20 protein-coding genes are annotated in these 19,113 nt (G+C 73.3%); 12 read left to right on the forward strand and 8 right to left on the reverse strand.

Going from position 1 to position 19,113, the window contains the following annotated elements; all coding sequences use genetic code 11:
• Window positions 1-60: 60 nt before the first annotated feature.
• From AB0D67_RS28230 to coaA, 6 genes are all read right to left on the reverse strand, one after another.
• Complete coding sequence (locus tag AB0D67_RS28230) at window positions 61-777, reverse strand: ABC transporter permease (protein WP_362942284.1); 717 nt, start codon at window positions 775-777, stop codon at window positions 61-63.
• Entirely contained in the window at window positions 777-1,691 is a 915-nt protein-coding gene (locus AB0D67_RS28235) for an ABC transporter ATP-binding protein (RefSeq protein ID WP_362942287.1), read from the reverse strand. The genes AB0D67_RS28230 and AB0D67_RS28235 overlap by 1 nt, the downstream gene beginning before the upstream one ends.
• Window positions 1,688-2,746 (reverse strand): ABC transporter permease, encoded by a 1,059-nt coding sequence (locus AB0D67_RS28240; RefSeq protein ID WP_362942290.1) that lies wholly within the window; start codon window positions 2,744-2,746, stop codon window positions 1,688-1,690. The genes AB0D67_RS28235 and AB0D67_RS28240 overlap by 4 nt, the downstream gene beginning before the upstream one ends.
• Window positions 2,739-3,644 (reverse strand): ABC transporter ATP-binding protein, encoded by a 906-nt coding sequence (locus tag AB0D67_RS28245; protein ID WP_362942293.1) that lies wholly within the window; start codon window positions 3,642-3,644, stop codon window positions 2,739-2,741. The genes AB0D67_RS28240 and AB0D67_RS28245 overlap by 8 nt, the downstream gene beginning before the upstream one ends.
• A 240-nt stretch (window positions 3,645-3,884) precedes the next feature.
• A complete protein-coding gene (locus AB0D67_RS28250; RefSeq protein ID WP_362942296.1) occupies window positions 3,885-4,862 on the reverse strand; it encodes a DUF389 domain-containing protein in 978 nt (325 codons plus the stop codon).
• 17 nt (window positions 4,863-4,879) lie between these two features.
• Window positions 4,880-5,812: a type I pantothenate kinase gene (gene coaA / locus AB0D67_RS28255; RefSeq protein ID WP_362942299.1), complete on the reverse strand. Its 933-nt coding sequence runs from the start codon at window positions 5,810-5,812 to the stop codon at window positions 4,880-4,882.
• Between the two features lie 165 nt (window positions 5,813-5,977).
• On the opposite strand from coaA, the gene glmS reads away from it, so the two are divergent.
• The 11 genes from glmS to tsaD all read left to right on the forward strand — a co-directional run bounded on the left by glmS (window position 5,978) and on the right by tsaD (window position 16,631).
• On the forward strand, window positions 5,978-7,822 hold the full coding sequence (glmS, locus tag AB0D67_RS28260) for a glutamine--fructose-6-phosphate transaminase (isomerizing) (RefSeq protein WP_362942302.1): 1,845 nt from the start codon (window positions 5,978-5,980) through the stop codon (window positions 7,820-7,822).
• A 45-nt stretch (window positions 7,823-7,867) separates the two neighbouring features.
• Window positions 7,868-8,218 carry a holo-ACP synthase gene (locus AB0D67_RS28265; RefSeq protein ID WP_362942305.1) on the forward strand — a complete coding sequence of 117 codons (351 nt, stop codon included), beginning with the start codon at window positions 7,868-7,870 and terminating at the stop codon, window positions 8,216-8,218.
• A gap of 191 nt (window positions 8,219-8,409) precedes the next feature.
• Window positions 8,410-10,035 carry an NAD(P)H-hydrate dehydratase gene (locus tag AB0D67_RS28270; RefSeq protein ID WP_362942308.1) on the forward strand — a complete coding sequence of 542 codons (1,626 nt, stop codon included), beginning with the start codon at window positions 8,410-8,412 and terminating at the stop codon, window positions 10,033-10,035.
• Window positions 10,032-11,318, forward strand: coding sequence for an alanine racemase (gene alr, locus AB0D67_RS28275; RefSeq protein ID WP_362942311.1), 1,287 nt, complete (start codon window positions 10,032-10,034; stop codon window positions 11,316-11,318). The genes AB0D67_RS28270 and alr overlap by 4 nt, the downstream gene beginning before the upstream one ends.
• Window positions 11,319-11,338: 20 nt before the next feature.
• Entirely contained in the window at window positions 11,339-12,481 is a 1,143-nt protein-coding gene (locus tag AB0D67_RS28280; protein WP_362942314.1) for an alpha/beta hydrolase, read from the forward strand.
• A 99-nt stretch (window positions 12,482-12,580) separates the two neighbouring features.
• Window positions 12,581-12,997 (forward strand): tRNA (adenosine(37)-N6)-threonylcarbamoyltransferase complex ATPase subunit type 1 TsaE, encoded by a 417-nt coding sequence (gene tsaE / locus AB0D67_RS28285; protein ID WP_362942382.1) that lies wholly within the window; start codon window positions 12,581-12,583, stop codon window positions 12,995-12,997.
• A gap of 150 nt (window positions 12,998-13,147) precedes the next feature.
• Complete coding sequence (locus tag AB0D67_RS28290; protein ID WP_362942317.1) at window positions 13,148-13,849, forward strand: hypothetical protein; 702 nt, start codon at window positions 13,148-13,150, stop codon at window positions 13,847-13,849.
• Window positions 13,850-13,855: 6 nt separating this feature from the next.
• The gene (locus tag AB0D67_RS28295) at window positions 13,856-14,422 is read left to right on the forward strand and encodes a class F sortase (RefSeq protein WP_362942320.1); all 567 of its coding nucleotides are present in this window, start codon (window positions 13,856-13,858) and stop codon (window positions 14,420-14,422) included.
• A 49-nt stretch (window positions 14,423-14,471) separates the two neighbouring features.
• Entirely contained in the window at window positions 14,472-15,152 is a 681-nt protein-coding gene (gene tsaB / locus AB0D67_RS28300; protein ID WP_362942323.1) for a tRNA (adenosine(37)-N6)-threonylcarbamoyltransferase complex dimerization subunit type 1 TsaB, read from the forward strand.
• On the forward strand, window positions 15,152-15,607 hold the full coding sequence (rimI, locus tag AB0D67_RS28305; protein ID WP_362942327.1) for a ribosomal protein S18-alanine N-acetyltransferase: 456 nt from the start codon (window positions 15,152-15,154) through the stop codon (window positions 15,605-15,607). Before tsaB ends, rimI begins: the two co-directional genes overlap by 1 nt.
• A complete protein-coding gene (tsaD, locus tag AB0D67_RS28310; protein WP_362942386.1) occupies window positions 15,591-16,631 on the forward strand; it encodes a tRNA (adenosine(37)-N6)-threonylcarbamoyltransferase complex transferase subunit TsaD in 1,041 nt (346 codons plus the stop codon). Before rimI ends, tsaD begins: the two co-directional genes overlap by 17 nt.
• Before the next feature lie 39 nt (window positions 16,632-16,670).
• On the opposite strand, the gene AB0D67_RS28315 is transcribed toward tsaD, so the two are convergent.
• Both AB0D67_RS28315 and AB0D67_RS28320 read right to left on the reverse strand, forming a co-directional pair.
• The gene (locus AB0D67_RS28315) at window positions 16,671-17,837 is read right to left on the reverse strand and encodes a class I SAM-dependent methyltransferase (RefSeq protein WP_362942330.1); all 1,167 of its coding nucleotides are present in this window, start codon (window positions 17,835-17,837) and stop codon (window positions 16,671-16,673) included.
• A 19-nt stretch (window positions 17,838-17,856) separates the two neighbouring features.
• A complete protein-coding gene (locus tag AB0D67_RS28320) occupies window positions 17,857-18,495 on the reverse strand; it encodes a Uma2 family endonuclease (RefSeq protein WP_362942333.1) in 639 nt (212 codons plus the stop codon).
• Between the two features lie 304 nt (window positions 18,496-18,799).
• Between AB0D67_RS28320 and groES the strand changes: the two genes are divergently transcribed.
• Window positions 18,800-19,111 (forward strand): co-chaperone GroES, encoded by a 312-nt coding sequence (gene groES, locus AB0D67_RS28325; RefSeq protein ID WP_362942336.1) that lies wholly within the window; start codon window positions 18,800-18,802, stop codon window positions 19,109-19,111.
• Window positions 19,112-19,113 lie beyond the last annotated feature (2 nt).

The raw sequence follows: 19,113 nt of genomic DNA on the forward strand, positions 1-19,113 counted from the left end.
CGGAGCATGTGTGAGCGGGTGCATGCGCGCCCCCTCGCCGGGGCGCGCATGCCGCCGGAACTACTCGTCGCCGGTGAGGGAGAAGCCTCGCAGGCGGTGGCCGGCCCAGACGACCGCGCCGACGGTGACGACCAGCAGGGCGACGGAGGCGAAGCCGATCGCGATCCCGGTGGACAGGAACGCCGATGACGACACCTGGTCGGCGACGGTCTGGGCCCACTGCTGGATGGAGAACCTGCGTGCGCCCGGGACGAAGTTGCCGACCACGCCCTCCCACACCAGGGCGTAGGCGATGCCGATCGTGACCGCGTGCCGGGTGATGATGCCCAGCAGCATGAACACCGCGGCGTACGCGACGCCCCCGGCCAGGGCGCCGGCGGTGAAGCCGTACGCGATGCCGGATTCGGAGCCGACCAGCAGGTAGGCCGCGGCGAAGGTCGGGACGGCGCCGAACAGGGCGAGCAGGGAGGCGGCGACGGCGAACTTGGTCCGCGCGATGACCGGCCGGGAGATCGGCTTGGACAGCAGGTGGACGACCGTGCCGTCCTCGATCTCGGGGGCGATCACGCCGGTGCCCGCGATCAGGCCGAGCAGCGGCAGCATCGTGCCGATGGCGAAGGTCTGCAGGAGCGTGATGGTCGCCTGCTCGCCGGCCTCGCCGATCCAGCGCAGCAGCACGGCCAGGCCGAGGAGCACCAGTGGGAGCAGGACGAGCAGCCAGATCCTTCTGCGGCCGAGCAGCGCGCGGTAGGAGATCCCGGCGATGACACCGTTCATCAGCTGCTCCTGTCGATCAGGTAGGAGAAGACGCTTTCGAGGTCCTCGTCGGCCGGGGAGACCTGCGTGATCCGCACCCCCGCGTCTCGGGCGACCCTGGGCAGCAGGTGGGTGAACCGCCGGAAGTCGACGGCCTGCACCTCCAGGCCCTGCCCGGTGAGGGAGACCGCGCTGGAGGAGGGGTCGGCGACCAGGGCCGACGCCAGGCGGCGGTCGTCGCTGGAGCGGATCCGGAACACGTGCGGCCGGTCGGTCATCCTGCGGCGGATCTCGCGGAAGTCGCCGGAGGCGGCGTGCCGGCCGGCGACCATGACCTCGATGTGCTGGGCGACGCGCTCGACCTCCTCCAGGATGTGCGAGCTGAACAGGATGGTCTTGCCCGCCGCCCCCATGCCGGTGACCAGCTCCATCAGGTGCATGCGCTGGCGCGGGTCCATGCCGTTGAAGGGCTCGTCGAGCAGGAGGACCTGCGGGTCGTGGACGAGGGCGGCGGCGACCTTGATCCGCTGCCGCATCCCCTTGGAGTAGGTCTCGATCCTGCGGTCCCCGGCGGGTTCCATCTCGACCAGGGCGATCGCCTTGCGGGCGGCGTCCTCGGGGTCGGGGAGGCGGTGCAGCCGGGCTCCGGACAGCACGAACTGCCGGCCGGTGAGGAAGCCGTAGGCGGCCTCACGCTCGGGGACCAGGCCGATGGAGCGGTAGACGCGGTGGTTGCGCCAGATCTTCGTCCCGTCGAGGGTCACCGTGCCGCTGGACGGGGCGAGGAACCCGGCCATCATGTGCAGGAGCGTCGACTTGCCGGCGCCGTTGGGTCCGAGCAGGCCGGTGACGCCGGGGCCGATGGTCATGGTGACGTCGTTGACGGCGACGACGTTGCCGTACCAGCGGGAGACCTGGGCCAGTTCGATCCTCATTGCGAGGCCGCCTTCCGGTAGCGCAGGATCAGGGCGGTCACGGACAGGGCGATCAGCAGGGCCACGGCCAGGATCGTCACGGCGACGCCGGCGCCCGCCGGGTAGGTGGTGGGGCCGGACGCCTTCGCGCCGAAGACGCCCACCTGGACCGCGGCGTCCACGAGGAAGAACGGATTGATCATCCACGCCCACGCGGCGGCGGTGTAGTCGTTCACCGATTCCAGCATCGCCGCGAGCGCACCCGAGACCGCCGAGGTGAGCAGGTAGAACGCGATGACCGCGGCGACGCCCAGGCCGCGCCGCGGGGTGAAGGAGGCGATCGCCACGCCCAGGCAGGACAGCGTCACGGCGAGGACGGCGGCCCCGGCGAGGGCGGTGAGATAGCCGGAGACGTTGGTCGGGCCGGGCAGGTCGATGACCAGTTCGCCGATGAACAGCACGGTGAGCGGGACGGCCAGGATCAGGAACATCGCCGCGGTCATCGCGGTGACCTTGGCCCCGACGTAGTCGACGAGCCGCACCGGCCGCGACAGGTAGAGCGGCAGCACCCGGAAGCGCAGGTCGGGCGCGACGGTGTAGGGGGACTGCGCGGCGAGGAAGACGGCGATCACGACCTGCATGATGGTCGCGTAACCGGTGTAGGTGATGATCCCCTCACGCTTGATCAGTGCCATGACCCCGATGGATACGACCGTGGGGAACATCATGACCGTCGCGAGCGCGAACGGGATGATCTTCGATCGGGCCGGGCGGCCCAGTCCGAACACCCCGCGCAGGGTGTGCAGGGTCAGTGCCGCGACGGCGTGGGCGCGGCCGAGCCGTACCCCTTCGTAGTGGCGGTAGCCGATGTCGTGGATGACCCCGGCGGGAGCCGGGGTGAGCGCGCCGGAGGGCGCTGGGGGCGTCTCGGGCACGGCGGTCCTCTCACGGGTGCGACCGGGGCCCGCCGGGGGCCCGTCCGGGCGGATGGGCGTGTCGCTGCTGGTCAGGTCGTCCGGCGGATCCGGCGGGCGGGGCCGGTTCCGGTCGTCCGGCGGGCCGGGCAGGTCAGGCATCGGCGGGCTCCCGGAAGACGTCCTCGATGCGCTGGCGGCCCTGCTCCATGCGGACGAGGTGCAGGCCGAGGTCGCAGACGGCGTCGCGGAGCGTGTCGAAGGTCTCCGGCGCGCCGACCTCCACCAGGAGCGTCCGGCCGTGCGGAGTGACGGTCTCGCCCAGTTCGGTGAGCCGGGCGGCCAGGGCGTCGCGGCCCTCCTCCACCTCCACCACGACGGTCCGGGTGGTCTGCGTGAAGTCGGAGATGGGGGAGGAGCGCAGCAGCCTGCCGCCGTCGATCACGATGACGTGGTCGCAGATCCGCTCCAGCTCGCCCAGCAGGTGGGAGGTGACGAGCACGCTGATGCCGAACTCGGTGCCGATCCTGCGGATCAGCGCCAGCATCTCGTCGCGCCCCTGGGGGTCCAGCCCGTTGGTGGGCTCGTCCAGGAGGACCAGCCGGGGATCGTGCACCAGGGCCTGGGCCAGCTTGACCCGCTGCTTCATACCGGTGGAGTAGCCGCCCATGGCGCGGTAGCGCTCCTCGTACAGGCCGACGTGGCGCAGCACGTCGGCGGCGCGCTCGCGGGCCGCGGTGCGCGGCAGGCCGGCCATCTGGCCCATGTGGACGGTGAACTCCGTGGCGGACAGGTCGGGGGGCAGGCAGTCGTGCTCGGGCATGTACCCGACGGCCCCGCGGATCTCCGCGCCCCGGGTCGTCACGTCCATGCCCAGCACCTCGGCGCGGCCGGCCGAGGGCGCGAGCAGACCCAGCAGGATCTTGATCAGCGTCGATTTGCCCGCGCCGTTCGCGCCGACCAGGCCGGTCACGCCGGGGCCGACCTCGACGGTGAGCCCGTCGAGTGCCGTCACCCGGGGGAATCGTCTGGTGAGTCCCTCGGTGGCGAGGATAGTCATACCCGGACACTATCCACCGGCCGTGCCTGGTTCCTCCGCCGTGCGGACGAATCCGCCTCGGCCGAAAGGCCGGTCCGGCGCCGGCCGTACGGTTTTCACCCGGTTCGGGCCGTACGGTCTCCGCCCGCTTCGGGCTTCCGCCCGGCTCGGGCTTCCGCCCGGTTCCGGCCGTACGGTCTCCGCCCGGCTCGGGCTTTCGTCCGGCTCGGGCTTCCGCCCGGTTCCCGCCGGTCGCGATCCCTACCGGCCGCCCCGTGGGAGTCCCGGCCCTCCACCGCGTGACCCGCGCGCGGGGAACCGTACGCCGAACCGCGCCCAGTAGGCCCGTTGGACGACCAGGGTGACCGTACCGGAGACGACCATGCCTGCGATGTTCACCGCGAGCTGGGTGACCGAGCCCGTCACGTCGGCCCAGCGGCCGAGGGCGACGGCGACGGAGAGGTATCCGGCGGCGGGAACGGTGGTCACCGAGATGAAGACGCCCACCAGGGCCGAGGACTTGCCTGCGGTGACCGACAGCACCCCGGCCGCCCCGGCCAGCAGCGCCACGACGATCGACCAGCGGTCGGGCTTGACGATGAACTCGATCTCCTCGTGCCCGCGCAGCGTGCCGGGGTCGATCCAGCCCAGCGCGCGGAAGGCCAGCGCGCAGGCGAGCGTGACCGCTATGGCGACCGCGAACCCGGTCAGGAGCGTGCGCAGGGCACGGACGATCAGGTGCCGGTCGCCTCTGAGCAGGCCGAAGCAGACGGCCGCGACCGCGCCGAACTCCGGGCCGAGCACCATCGCGCCGACGATCAGGATCGGCGAGTTCACGATCACGCCGACCGCCGCGATCTGTGTGGCGATCACCAGGAACGCCAGGAAGGCCCAGCTCAGCTCGGTGTCGTCCTCGACCCGCTGGGCGAGCTCGTCCCAGATCACCGCGTCGTCGCCGTGGCCGGGCGCCTCCTCCTCCGCGCGGGCGGCCACCTCGGAGACCGAGAGGTCGACCCGTTCGCCCGCGATGGACCCGGCCGTGTCCAGGTCGAGGTCGCGCAGGCAGTCGATCATCTCGCTGGCGGCCTCGCGGGCGATGTCGAACTGCACGAGGTCGCCCTTGGGGGAGCGGGCCGCGCCGTGCAGCACGACGATGTTGGCCACGCCGACGGCCTCGTCGAGCAGGCCGAGGACCTCCTCCGTCCGCTCGGACGGGCTGATCACGCGGAGATGCAGCACGCGACTCCTCCTACCCGTCAGATGCGGCGCAGTCCCACCCGGCGCACGGAGTGGTCTGGGCCCTTGTGCAGCACCAGGTCGGCCCGGCCCCGGGTGGGGGCGATGTTCTCGACGAGGTTGCGTTCGTTGACGTCGCGCCAGACGTTCCTGGCGAACTCGGTCGCCTCGTCGTCCGACAGCTGGGCCAGGTGCCGGAAGTAGGACCGCGGATCCTCGAAGGCGGTACGGCGCAGCTTGTGGAAGCGGTCGAGGTACCAGTCCCGGACGTTCTCGACCTTGGCGTCCACGTAGATGGAGAAGTCGAAGTAGTCGTTGACCGCGAGGGCGGCCGGCGGGGCGGGCTGCAGCACGTTGAGGCCCTCGACGATGAGGATGTCGGGCCGTCGGACGGTCTGCGTCGCGCCGGGGACGATGTCGTACTCCAGGTGGCTGTAGACCGGGGCGGTCACCTCGGGCCGGCCGGCCTTGACGTCGGCGACGAACCTGACCAGGGCCCGCCGGTCGTAGCTCTCCGGGAAGCCCTTGCGGTGCGTGATGTCCCGGGCGGTGAGGACCGCGTTGGGGTACAGGAAGCTGTCGGTGGTGATCAGGTCCACCCGCGGGTGCTCGGGCCAGCGGGCCAGCAGGGTGTGCAGCAGCCGGGCGGTGGTGGACTTGCCGACGGCGACGCTGCCGGCGATGCCCAGGATGTACGGCGCGGGCCCGGCGCCCGTCCCGAGGAAGGTGCTGACCGCCGCGCCGCGCTGCCTGCCCCCGGTGAAGTGCAGGTTGAGCAGCCGGGTGAGCGGCAGGTAGATGTCGGTGACCTCGGCCAGGTCGATCGGGTCGTCGACGCCGCGCAGCTCCTCCAGCTCGTCCTCGGTAAGCGTCAGCGGCGTGTTCCTGCGGAGACCGCTCCACTGCTCGCGGCTCAGCTCCACGTACGGAGTCGCCTCCCACCCGTTGGTCATAGCCAGCAAGCGTACTGATCCGCCGGGAGCCGCTCCGCGCGGGTCCGGGCATGCGCGGTTCCGTCCGGGGCAGGTCCTGCCCGATGGCGGGCAGGATTCTTGGTTTCATCCGGGGGTTCTCCATAGGCTCGTCGGTCGATCTCACAGGAAGAAGGAGGTTGGGACATGTGCGGAATAGTGGGATATATCGGCCATCGGTCGGCGGTCGAGGTCGCCGTCGAGGGTCTGGGCCGGCTGGAGTACCGCGGCTATGACTCCTCCGGCATCGCGCTGGTCGGCCCTTCCGGGGAACTGGCCGTGGAGAAGCGGGCCGGGAAGCTGGCCAACCTGCGCTCGGCGCTGACGTCGCGGTCCCTCCCCGAGGCGACGGTCGGCATCGGGCACACCCGCTGGGCGACCCACGGCGCGCCGACCGACCGCAACGCCCACCCGCACACCGACTGCCGCTCCAGGATCGCGGTGATCCACAACGGCATCATCGAGAACTTCGCCGAGCTCCGGGCCGAGCTGGAGGACGACGGGCACAAGCTGCTGTCGGACACCGACACCGAGGTGGTGGCGCACCTGCTGGAGCGGCACGCCGCCGACGGCCTGGCCGAGGCGATGCGCCGGGTGTGCCGGAGGCTGGAGGGGGCGTTCACGCTGCTGGCCGTGTCGGCCGACGAGCCCGGCGTGGTGGTGGGCGCCCGCCGCAACTCGCCGCTGGTCGTCGGGCGGGGCGAGGGGGAGAACTTCCTCGGCTCGGACGTGTCCGCGTTCATCGCCTACACCCGTGAGGCCGTCGAGCTGGGCCAGGACCAGGTGGTCGAGCTGCGGGACGAGGGGATCACGGTCACCGACTTCCACGGGGCCCCGGCCGAGACGCGCGACTACCACGTCGGCTGGGACGCCTCCGCCGCGGAGAAGGGCGGCTACGACCACTTCATGCTCAAGGAGATCGCCGAGCAGCCGCGGGCGGTCGCCGACACGCTGCTCGGCAGGATCGGCTCCGACGGGCTGCTCACCCTGGACGAGATGCGGCTGTCGGACCAGGAGCTGCGGGACGTCAGCAAGATCATCGTGGTCGCGTGCGGGACCTCCTACCACGCCGGCCTCATCGCCAAGTACGCGATCGAGCACTGGGCCCGGGTTCCGTGCGAGGTCGAGCTGGCCAGCGAGTTCCGCTACCGCGACCCCATCCTCAACCGCGACACGCTCGTCATCGTGATCAGCCAGTCGGGCGAGACCATGGACACGCTGATGGCCGTACGGCACGCCCGCGAGCAGCGGTCGCGGGTGCTGGCCATCTGCAACGTCAACGGCTCCACGATCCCGCGCGAGTCCGACGCCGTCCTCTACACGCACGCCGGTCCGGAGATCGCCGTCGCCTCCACCAAGGCGTTCCTCACCCAGCTCGTCGCCTGCTACCTCGTCGCCCTGTACATCGCGCAGGTCCGCGGCGTGAAGTTCGGCGACGAGATCACCCAGGTCCTGGACCGGCTGGCCGGGATGCCCGCCCAGGTGGAGGAGGTGCTGGCGACCATGGAGCCGGTCCGCGCGCTGGCCCGCTCGCTGGCCGGCGAGCGGTGCGTGCTCTTCCTCGGCCGCCACGTGGGCTTCCCCGTCGCCCTCGAAGGGGCGCTGAAGCTCAAGGAGCTGGCCTACATGCACGCCGAGGGGTTCGCGGCCGGTGAGCTGAAGCACGGCCCGATCGCGCTGATCGACCAGGGCCTGCCCGTCGTCGTGGTGGTCCCCTCCCCGTCGGGCCAGCGCGTCATCCACGACAAGATCGTGTCCAACATCCAGGAGATCCGGGCACGCGGCGCCAGGACCATCGTGATCGCCGAGGAGGGGGACACCGCGGTGGAGCCCTACGCCGACACGCTGATCCGCGTGCCCGCCGTGGAGACCCTGTTCCAGCCGCTGGTGGCCGCGGTGCCGCTGCAGGTCTTCGCCTGCGAGCTGGCCACCGCCAAGGGCCACGACGTCGACCAGCCCCGCAACCTGGCCAAGTCGGTGACCGTGGAGTAGCCGCCGGAGCGGGGCGAGGACGGGCACTGCTTGTAGCCTGAGGCGGTGATCGTGGGCATCGGGGTGGACGTCGTGGACGTCGCCCGGCTCGAAGAAGCGCTGGAGCGGACCCCCGCCCTGCGGGAGCGGCTGTTCACCGAGGCCGAGCGGGACCTGCCCGCGCCCTCCCTGGCGGCGCGTTTCGCGGCCAAGGAGGCGGTGGCCAAGGCGCTCGGCGCCCCGCCGGGGCTGGAGCACCTGGAGGCCGAGGTGCGCCGCGGCCCGCACGGCCGGCCGGAGCTGCACGTCAGCGGCCGGGTCGCCGAGGTCGCGGAGCGGCTGGGCGTGGGGCGCTGGCACCTCTCGCTGACCCACGACGGGGGCGTCGCCATCGCCTACGTGATCGCCGAAGCCTGACCGCGCCCCGCCGCCCCGCCGCCCCGCCGACCCGCCGACCGGTCGTACGGCGCGGCGACGCGGGAAGACGGTGAGGGCGCGGCGGACGCGGCGGGGCGTGGCGGGCGCGGGAACGCGCGACGGCGGGCCGGCCGTACGGCGGGCCGCGCCGGAGCACACGCCGGAGATCGTCGCGGGATACCGTCGGAGCCATGCTGACCGCGTACACCTCCGATCAGATCAGGGCCGCCGAGGCGGCGCTCATGGCGAAGCTGCCCGAGGGGACGCTCATGGACCGGGCCGCCGCGGGCCTCGCGGTCGTCTGCGCCGGAGTCCTCGGGACGGTGTACGGCTCCCGCGTCGTGGTGCTGGCCGGCGGCGGGGACAACGGCGGCGACGCCCTGTACGCCGGGGCGCGGCTCGCCGCCCGGGGCGCCCGGGTGCACGCCGTACTGGCCGGGACGCGGGCCCACGAGGGCGGGCTCGCGGCGCTGCGGCGGGCCGGGGGCCGGGTGACGGACCTCGGCGGCGCGACCCGGGAGGCCCCGGCGGGTGACGGGGCGGCGGGCCCCGCGCGGGGCCCCGTGACGGATCCCGCGACGGGTCCCGCGGGGGAGACCGGGAAGGACTCCGGGAAGGACTCCGCGAAGGGCGCGGCGGTGGGCGCCGGGGTGCGGCGCCTCCTCGACGGAGCCGACCTCGTGGTGGACGGGCTCGTGGGGATCGGCGGGACGGGCGCGCTGCGTGAGCCGTACGCGACCCTGGCCCGGCTGGCCGCCGAGGGGCCCGCGACGGTGGTCGCGGTGGACGTGCCGAGCGGGGTGGACGCGAGCACCGGGCGGGTCGACGGGCCGGCGGTCCGGGCGGACGTCACCGTCACGTTCGGGGCCCGCAAGATCGGGCTGCTCGTCGACCCGGGCGCGGCCCGCGCCGGCCGGGTCGAGCTGGTGGACATCGGGCTGGGACCGTACCTCCCCGACCCCGGGGCGTCGGCGCTCACCGGCCCCGACGTGGCGCTGATGCTGCCCCGGCCGGGCGTGGAGTCCGACAAGTACCGCCGGGGCGTCGTAGGCGTCGCGGCCGGGAGCCACCTCTACACCGGCGCGGCGGTGCTGGCCGTGGGCGGGGCGGTCCGGGCGGGAGCGGGCATGGTCCGCTACGCGGGTCCCGCCGAGCCCGTGGCCCAGGTGCGGGCGCGCTGGCCCGAGGTCGTCATCACCCCGCTCGAACCGGGCGAGGGGATCGGCGAGGTCGGACGGGTGCAGGCGTGGGTGCTCGGGCCCGGCCTGGGCACCGGACCGGAGGCGCTCGCCGTGGCCCGCTCGGTGCTGGCGAGCGACGTCCCGGTGCTGGTGGACGCCGACGGCCTGACGCTGGTCGCCGGGAACCGGTCGCTGCTGCGCCGCTCCGCGCCGGTGCTGATCACCCCGCACGCGGGTGAGCTGTCGCGGCTGCTGGGCGTGCCGAGATCGCGGATCGAGGCCCGCCGGTCGGAGTACGCGCGGCGGGCCGCGGACGAGCTGGGCGTGACGACCCTGCTGAAGGGCTCGACCACCGTGGTCGCCGAGGACGAGCGGCCGGTCAGGATCAACCTCACCGGCAGCCCGTGGCTGGCCACCGCGGGCACCGGCGACGTGCTGGCCGGGGTCGCGGGCGCGCTGCTGGCCGCCGGGCTGGGACCGTACGACGCGGCCTCCTGCGCGGCGTACCTGCACGGCCTGGCCGGGCGGAACGGGCCGGTCTCGGCGTGGGACGTCCTGGAAGGCGTCCCGGAGGCGGTCAGGGAGGTCACGGACCGGCTCCGGGAGGACGGCCGAGCTGCCAAACTGGAAAGATGAGCTTCCCGACGACGCCCGCCGGCGCGCGGGCGGACCTCTCCGCGGTCCGGGACGACGCCGGCGCCACGCCCGCCGAGGCGCGGGCGGACCTCTCCGCCGTCCGTGACGACGCCGGCACCGCGCCGGCCGGGGCGCGGGCGGACCGCCCGGCGACCCTGGACGGCGTCACCACGCCCGCCGAGGCGCGGGTGGACCTGTCCGCGATCCGGGACAACGTCGCCCTGCTGGCCGGGCGGGCCCCCGGGGCGGACGTCATGGCCGTGGTCAAGGCCGACGGCTACGGGCACGGCATGGTCGCCTGCGCGCGGGCCGCGCTGGAGGGCGGGGCCGCCCGGCTGGGCACCGCCTACATCCGCGAGGCCCTCGAACTGCGCGACGCCGGCGTCACCGCGCCGGTCATGTCGTGGATCATCCCTCCGGGCGAGCCGCTGGACGAGGCGGTCGGCCGTGACGTGGAGCTGTCGGCCGGGGCACCCGGCCTGGTGGACCGGATCGCCGAGGCGGCGGTCCGCGCCGGCCGGACCGCCCGGCTGCACCTGAAGATCGACACCGGCCTGTCGCGCGGCGGCGCGGCGTTCGGCGACTGGCCCGCGCTGCTCGACCGGGCCCTGGCCCGGCAGTCGGAGGGGACGATCGAGGTCGCCGGGATCTGGTCGCACCTCGCCTGCGCCGACGAGCCGGGGCACCCGTCGGTCGCATCCCAGCTCGCCGTCTTCGACGACGCGCTGGCCATGGCGGAGAAGGCGGGCGTCGCGGGTTCCCACGTGGTCCGGCACATCGCCAACTCGGCGGCGACGCTGACGCTGCCGCGGGCGCGCTACGACATGGTCCGTCCCGGCATCGCGGTCTACGGCCTGAGCCCGGTGCCCGCCCTCGGGGACTTCGGCCTGCGCCCGGCGATGACCCTGACCGCGCGGATCGCGCTGGCCAAGCGGGTTCCGGCCGGATCCGGGGTGTCCTACGGGCACCTTTACGTCACGGATCGTGAGACCACGCTTGGACTGGTGCCCCTCGGGTATGCGGACGGCGTTCTGCGATATGCGACAAATCGGGCGGAGGTGATGGCGGGTGGACGGCGCCGCCGCATCGCCGGACGGGTCTGCATGGACCAGTTCATGATCGACGTGGGGGACGACCCGCTGGCCGAGGGCGACGAGGTGATCCTGTTCGGCGATGGCTCGCACGGCGAGCCGACCGCCCAGGAATGGGCGGATTCCCTCGGCACGATCTCGTATGAGATCGTGACCCGGATCGGTTCGCGGGTCCCGCGCGTTCACCGGTGAGAGGCACGTCAGGGGGTCGCATGGGCATCGCCACACGGCGCAGGGTGGGGGTCGCCGGCGCGCTCGTCGGCGCCGCGTCCGCCGGGGTGGCCGCCGCGGCCTTCGCCAAGCGTTACGCCATCGGCCGCATCAGGCTCCGGCCCGACCTGGAGGCCGGCGAGCCGTTCGGCGAGCTGCGCGGCCGGCCCGTCGCGGTCACCGCCTCCGACGGCGTGGTCCTGCACGCCGAGGTCGACGGGCCCGAGGACGCCCCGCTGACCGTGGTGTTCTGCCACGGCTACACCCTCAACCTCGACTCCTGGCACTACCAGCGGCGCGACCTGCTCGACTCCTACCGGATGGTGCTGTGGGACCAGCGCTCCCACGGGCGCTCGCCGCGCGCGTCGGTCGACGACCACGGCGTCCTCATCGACCGGCTGGGCGAGGACCTCGCCGAGGTGATCGAGGAACTGGTACCCGGCCCGTGCGTGCTGGTGGGCCACTCCATGGGCGGCATGACGATCATGGCGCTGGCCGACCGCCGCCCCGAGCTGTTCGAGGAGAAGATCAGGGGGGTCGCGCTGATCTCCACCTCCGCCGGCAGGCTGGGCGAGGTCTCCCTGGGACTGCCCGCCCTGCTGGCCAGGGCCGTGCACACGGTCACACCGGGCACGGTCTCACTGCTGGGCCGCCGGGGCGCGCTGGTGGACCGCGGCCGGGAGGCGGCCAACGACCTGGCCTTCCTGATGCTGCGCCACCTGGGCTTCGGTGACGCCGCGAACGTCAGCCCCACGGTGGTGGACTTCATCGAGTCGATGATCCGCTCCACCCCGTTCGAGGTGATCGCCGACTTCTACCCGGCGCTGATGTCCCACGACAAGCTGGCCGCCCTGGGGGTGCTGGACGACGTGCCGACCTCCATCATCGTGGGGGACAAGGACTGGCTGACGCCGGTGGACCACAGCAAGGCCATGGCGGCGGCGCTGCCCCGCGCCCGGTTCACCGAGGTTCCCGACAGCTCGCACCTGGTCCAGCTCGAACGGCCCGCCGTGGTCAACGACGCGCTGCGCGACCTGATCAAGCGGGCACTCGCCGACGAGGCCGCCGCCGCCGATGCCGACGGCGCCGGCACCGACGGGGCCGACTCCGACGGGACGGGCGAGGCCGGCGGGACCGATGCCTGAGGCCCGCGCGGATGACCGGGCCGCCGGACGCGGCTCGCGGGACGTGACCATCGCAGGGGAGTTGATCGAGAAGTGAGAATCGCGGCGACCGCCGAGGAGATGCGGGAGCTGGGCAGGGAGCTCGCCGGGCTGCTGCGCCCGGGTGACCTGGCGGTGCTGTCCGGGCCGCTGGGCGCGGGCAAGACGACCCTGGTCCAGGGGATCGCCGACGGCCTCAAGGTGCGCGGCCCCATCACCTCGCCGACGTTCGTCATCGCCCGGGTGCACCCCTCGCTGTCCGGGGGGCCGGCGCTCGTGCACGCGGACGCCTACCGGCTGGGCGGTGACCTGGAGGTCGACGACCTCGACCTCGACGCCTCGCTGGAGGAGTCGGTGACGGTCGTGGAGTGGGGCGAGGGCCTGGTCGAGGGCCTCGCCGAGGACCGGCTGGAGATCTCCATCGAGCGCGGCGAGACCGGCGAGGAGCGCACCGTACGGCTGCGCGGGGTCGGCGCCCGGTGGGAGGGTGTCGTCTGACCGGAACCCGGAGCGTCCGTTCCGCGTCCGAGTTGGTATAGATCATCGAAATCGATGATTGACCCAAGCGGGTTTGCCCTTGTTTTAAGGGGAACAGGTGCAGTGGTGCCGGGCGAGGGTCGTCGGCCGGAGTGGAAGTGGAGTGCGACGGTGCCAAGCGTCAAGCATGCCGCGGTTCTGGGGGCCACTCTGGGTGGCCTCGCTCTGCTCGGGGTGACCGGGTGCACGGCCGAGGCGGACTCCGAGCCGGGGACGACCACCTCACCCGCGGCGTCCCAGACGTCCGCCGGCAGAGGCGACATCGAGGTCCAGCTCCAGCCGGCCCGGGTCAAGGCCGGGCAGAAGGTGTGGATCCTGGCCAACTGCCCGATCCCGCAGGGCGGGCCGGAGCATCGCGGCACCGGGTCGTCCCGGATCTTCCGCACCGCGGTGACCCTCGACCCGATCCTGGTCACGCCCAGCCCCGCCCCCTCGTCGAGCGCCACGCCGACCCCGCGGCCGTGGGTCCGGGGCCAGGCCACCGTGGCCCCCGGCACCGCGGCCGGCGTCTACGAGGTCAACGCCCGCTGCGAGGGCACCAACGACACCGGCAAGGCGAGCCTCCGGGTGGTCGGCGAGACCAGGCCCAGCGCCGCCCCCACCGAGGAGGCGTCCGAAGAGCCGACCCGCAGGCCGAGGCCCCGGCCGACCCGGACCGTCATCAGCACGCGCGCGCCCTCCACCGGCGGCGGAGGCACCGCGGCCGGCGGCCCGGACGACGACGGCTCGCCGCTCGGGGTGCCCGGGGTGCTGCTGGCCGCCGCCCTGGTGGGCGGCACGGGGGTCGCGATCGCCAGGCGACGGCGTTCGTAGCCGCCGATGGCCGCACCCACGCGCTGGTCGCACGTCATCACCGCCGGCATCGTCACCGGCCTCGTCATGGTGCTCTTCCACCGGGGCGCGGGCGTCGACGTCCCGGAGGTCCGCGACCCGGTGGTGCCCGAACGCGTGGAGATCCCCTCGCTGGGCATCAAGGCGCCCCTGATGAGGCTCGGGGTCAAGAACGGCGAGGTCGAGCTCCCGCCGTACGACAAGCCGAACGCGGCGGGCTGGGTCAAGGGCACCGCGGTGCCCGGCGACGAGGGCCCCGCGGTGATCCTCGGGCACGTGGACACCAAGACCGACCCCGCGGTCTTCTACCGGCTCAAGGACATCCGTGAGGGGCAGGTCGTCAAGGTCAGGCGCAGCGACGGCGACGTCGCCCAGTACCGGGTGGACTCCGTCGAGCGGGTGAGCAAGGACCGCTTCCCGGCGGACAAGGTCTACCTCCAGGACGGCCTGCGGCTGATCACCTGCGGCGGGGACTTCGACTGGGACCGCCACGAGTACCGCGACAACGTCATCGTCTACGCCACCCTGGTCAAACGGGCCGACCCCAGGACCTGATCCGCCCAGGCGGTCCCGCCTCCCGCGCGACGGACTAGGCTAACTGTTCGTGCTGGTCCTGGCCTTTGATACCGCGACCCCCGCCGTCACCGCAGCGCTGCACGACGGTGAACGGGTCCTCGCCGAGTCGACGACCGTCGACGCCCGCCGCCACGGCGAACTGCTCGTGCCCACGATCGAGACCGTCCTGCGGGAGGCCGGCGCCGAGCTCGCCGACGTCACCGTCGTCGTCGCGGGCGCCGGACCCGGTCCCTACACCGGCCTGCGGGTCGGCCTGATGACCGCCCAGGCCCTCGCCGCCTCGCTCGGCGTCCCGGCGTACGGCGTGTGCACGCTCGACGCCGTCGCCTACGGCAGCGGGTTGTCCGAGCCGTTCCTGGTGGCCACCGACGCCCGCCGCAAGGAGGTGTTCTGGGGCCACTACGAGGACATGCGGACCCGGTTGTCCGGCCCCGCGGTGAGCCGCCCCCACGACCTGCCCGGCGGCCTCCCGCTCGTCGGCGCGGGCGCGCGGATGTACGCCGAGGTCGTCGGCGCCTCCCGGCTGCTGGACGCCCCCGAGTACCCCTTCGCGGGGGCGCTGGCGTCGCTGGCCGCCGAGCAGCTCGGCGAGCCCGATGTCCGCGAGGTCGTGGAGAGCGGCACGCACCCCGTGCTGAGCCTGCCCCGCCCGGTGTACCTCCGCCGCCCCGACGCGCAGGTGCCCGCCGCGCCCAAGAAGGTCACCTGATGGCGGTGACGCTGCGCCCGATGACCGGGGACGACCTGCCCGCCGTGATGGAGATCGAGCGGGACACCTTCCCGGCGGACGCCTGGAGCGAGGGCATGCTCCGCGACGAGCTCGCCGGGCAGCCCGGGACCCGTCACTACGTGGTGGCCGAGACCGGTGAGGGGATCATCGGCTACGCCGGGCTCTTCGCCGCCGGCGACCAGGCGGACGTGCAGACCATCGCCGTCGCGGCCGGCCGGCGGCGCACCGGGGTCGGCGGCGCCCTGCTCACCGAGCTGCTGGCCGAGGCCGGCAGGCGCGGCGCGCGGTCGGTCTTCCTCGAGGTGCGCGCCGACAACCCCGCCGCGCAGGCGATGTACGAGCGGTTCGGCTTCGTCCGGCTCGGCCTGCGCCGCCGCTACTACCAGGACGGCACCGACGCGATCACGATGCGGAAGGATCTCATCCATGAGTGACGAACCCCTGGTCCTGGGCATCGAGACCTCCTGCGACGAGACCGGGATCGGCATCGTCCGGGGGCACACCCTGCTGGCCAACACGATCGCCTCCAGCGTCGAGGAGCACGCCCGCTTCGGCGGGGTGGTGCCCGAGGTGGCCTCCCGGGCGCACCTGGAGGCGATGACCCCCACCGTCGAGCGGGCGCTGGAGCAGGCGGGCCTGCGCTTCTCCGACATCGACGCGATCGCGGTGACCGCCGGGCCGGGGCTGGCCGGCGCGCTGCTGGTCGGCGTCGCCGCCGCCAAGGCGTACGCGCTGGGCCTCGGCGTCCCGCTGTACGGGGTGAACCACCTGGCCGCCCACGTGGCCGTGGACCAGCTCGAACACGGCGCCCTGCCCAAGCCGTGCATCGCCATGCTCGTCTCGGGCGGTCACTCCTCCCTGCTGCTGGTCCCCGACGTCGCCAAGGGCGTCGTCTCGCTCGGCTCCACGGTGGACGACGCCGCGGGCGAGGCGTTCGACAAGGTGGCGCGGGTGCTCGGCCTGCCCTTCCCCGGCGGCCCCTACATCGACCGGGCGGCCCGCGACGGCTCCGGCGCGGCCATCGCCTTCCCGAGGGGCAAGTACGACGACGGCACCCTCGACTTCTCGTTCTCCGGCCTGAAGACCGCCGTGGCCCGCTGGGTGGAGGCCAGGGAGAGGTCCGGCGAGCCGATCCACGTGCCCGACGTGGCGGCGTCGTTCCAGGAGGCCGTGGTCGACGTGCTGACCCGCAAGGCCCTTCAGGCGTGCCGCGAGCACGACGTCCGGGACCTGCTGATCGGCGGCGGCGTGGCGGCCAACTCCCGGCTGCGGGCCCTGGCGCAGGAACGCTGCGACGCGGCGGGGGTGCGGCTGCGCGTCCCCCGGCCGGGGCTGTGCACCGACAACGGCGCCATGGTGGCCGCCCTGGGCTCCGACCTGGTGGCGGCGGGCGTCACCCCGTCGTCCCTGGAGATCCCGGCCGACTCCTCGCTCCCGATCACCACCGTCCACGTCTGACCGTACGGCCCCGCCCGATCCGTGCCCGGAGGCCGCGGGTCAGGCGGGGCTGCAGATGAGGGCGAACGGCCGCTCCCCGACCCGGGTGAGGACCACCGTCGCGGAGCCGCCGCCGGAGAGCCGCAGATCCCTGCGCAGGCGCTCCACGTCGACCGCCGAGCCGCGCTTCTTGACCGTCACGACGCCCGCCCCGCGCTCGCGCAGCGCCGCCCGCAGCCGCTTGAGCGAGAACGGCATCATCTCGTGCACCTCGTACCGCGCCGCCCACGGCGTGGTCACCTCGGCGTCGCCGGTGATGTAGGCGATGCGCTCGTCGAGCAGCCGGCCGTCGACCCGCTTGGCCACCTCCGCCACCAGGTGAGCCCGTACGGCCGCGCCGTCCGGCTCGTAGAGGTAGCGGCCCACCGCGCCCACCGGCGCGGGATCCGCACCCGGCTCGGGCGTCAGCGTCGTGCCGGACGGCAGCATCGTGGCCCTGCGCCCCGCGTCCCGGGCGAGGCCGCCGCACCAGATCGCGGCCTCCTTGACGTCGCCGCGCCAGGAGACCCACTCGGCCTCGGTTCCGGCCGGGATGAACTCGTACGGGATGCCGGGGGCGACCTTCAGGCAGGCCGCCGGGGCCTTCGCCACCATGCCGAGGACCTCCGGCCAGGGCGGCGAGTAGGCCATCGGGTCGAACGTCCGGCCCCGCGCCGTACGGCGGGCGGGATCGGCGAACAGCACGTCGAAGGCCGCCGGGTCGAGCGTGGCGGCCTCGGCGGCGCGGACCGTGACGCGGTCGCCGAGGCCCAGGGCGTCGGCGTTGGCCCGGGCGACGGCGGCGGTGAGCGGGTCGGCGTCCACGGCCTCCACGACGCAGCCCGCCCTGGCCAGCGCCAGCAGGTCGCCGCCGATCCCGCAGCAGGCGTCGGCCACCCGGGAGCCGGCCGGGACGCGCCGGGCGCGGTGGTCGGCCACCTCGCGGCGGGTGGCCTGCTCCAGGCCGTGCGGGGTGAAGTACATGACGGCGGCGTCGGAGCCGAACTTCTCCCGCGCGCGCTCCCTGAGCGCCGCCTGGGTGAGCGCCGCGGAGGTCAGGGTCGCGTCGTAGGTCCGGCGCAGCCGCGTCACCGCGGCCACCGGGCCGTCACCCGCGGCCTCGGCGGCCGCGGCGAGGGCCTCCTGGCCGCGCGGCGTCAGCAGTTCCCGGAATGCGTCGAGGTCCACACCGCCCGACGCTACCGCCTCACTTCAGCAGGCCGGCCAGATCGATCTCGATGGGGAAGGGGACCGGGACCGAGAGCACATCACGATGGACGCCGGTGGGGACGTAGGCGCGGGTGGCGGGGTCGAGTTCGTAGACGTAGACGACGGGCACGCCGTCCGCTTCCTCCACCCGCCAGAAATGCACTATCCCGGCCTGGGCGTAGGAACGCGGCTTGACCTCGCGGTCGCGGAGCCTCGACTCGGGGGAGACCACCTCGACCACCAGGTGGACCTCGCCGGGGAGATAGGCGGTGCGGTCGTGGTCGTGGGCGAGCGCGGCGTCGATGAGGAGCACGTCGGGGCACGGGCGCTGCCGCGGGCCGAGCCTGACGTCCATCTGGGTGGCGACCGCCAGCCGGTCCGGGGTCTGGGCTTCGAAGGCGGCCGCGAGTCTGCGGATCACGAGATCGTGGAAACGCTTCTGGGGGGACATGAAGAGCAGGGCTCCATCGACGAGTTCGACGTGCTTGAAGAAGTCCGGCTCGCCGTTCGGGCCCTCGTCGGGCAGGCGATCGAGGTCGTCGGCGGTCCACCCGCCGGCCGGGGGGCGGGGCCAGTCGGCGAGCAGGTCGCGCCCTTCGCGCCGAGTGCTCGTTTCCTCGCGGAGAGTGCTGGTCACGTCGTCCACCGTAGCGTCATCCCCATTGCTATTCGTGTCCATCACATTACTTTCGGTCAACGCTCGTCGTCTCTCCTCCCTCTCATGGTGCCCCCGTCGGGGGTTCCTGTCCCCTCATCGGGGCCGCCGAGGGCGTCGGCGGGCGGTTCGTGTTGACTGTCAAGGCCTCCTTGCATACTGTTCCGTATTGGCACTCTCCCGGTGAGAGTGCCAACGCAAGTGCGACGAGGCTGGTCTGACACCCGCGACGGCAGACCGCTGGTCGCCTCTTCTAGATCATTCAAATCTGAAGGGGAGGTCCGACGTGACGACCGCCACCAAGGTTCCCGTTAAGCCGCTCGGCGACCGCATCGTGGTCCAGCCGCTTGAGGCCGAGCAGACCACCGCCTCCGGCCTGGTCATTCCCGACACCGCGAAGGAGAAGCCCCAGGAGGGCAGGGTCCTCGCGGTGGGCCCGGGCAACTGGGACGAGGACGGCGACAAGCGCATCCCGCTCGACGTCAAGGAGGGCGACGTCGTCCTCTACAGCAAGTACGGCGGCACCGAGGTGAAGTACAACGGCGAGGAGTACCTGGTGCTCTCCGCCCGTGACGTGCTCGCCATCGTCGAGAAGTAGTC

This window comes from Streptosporangium sp. NPDC048047 (genome assembly GCF_040653115.1).
Lineage (GTDB): Bacteria > Actinomycetota > Actinomycetes > Streptosporangiales > Streptosporangiaceae > Streptosporangium.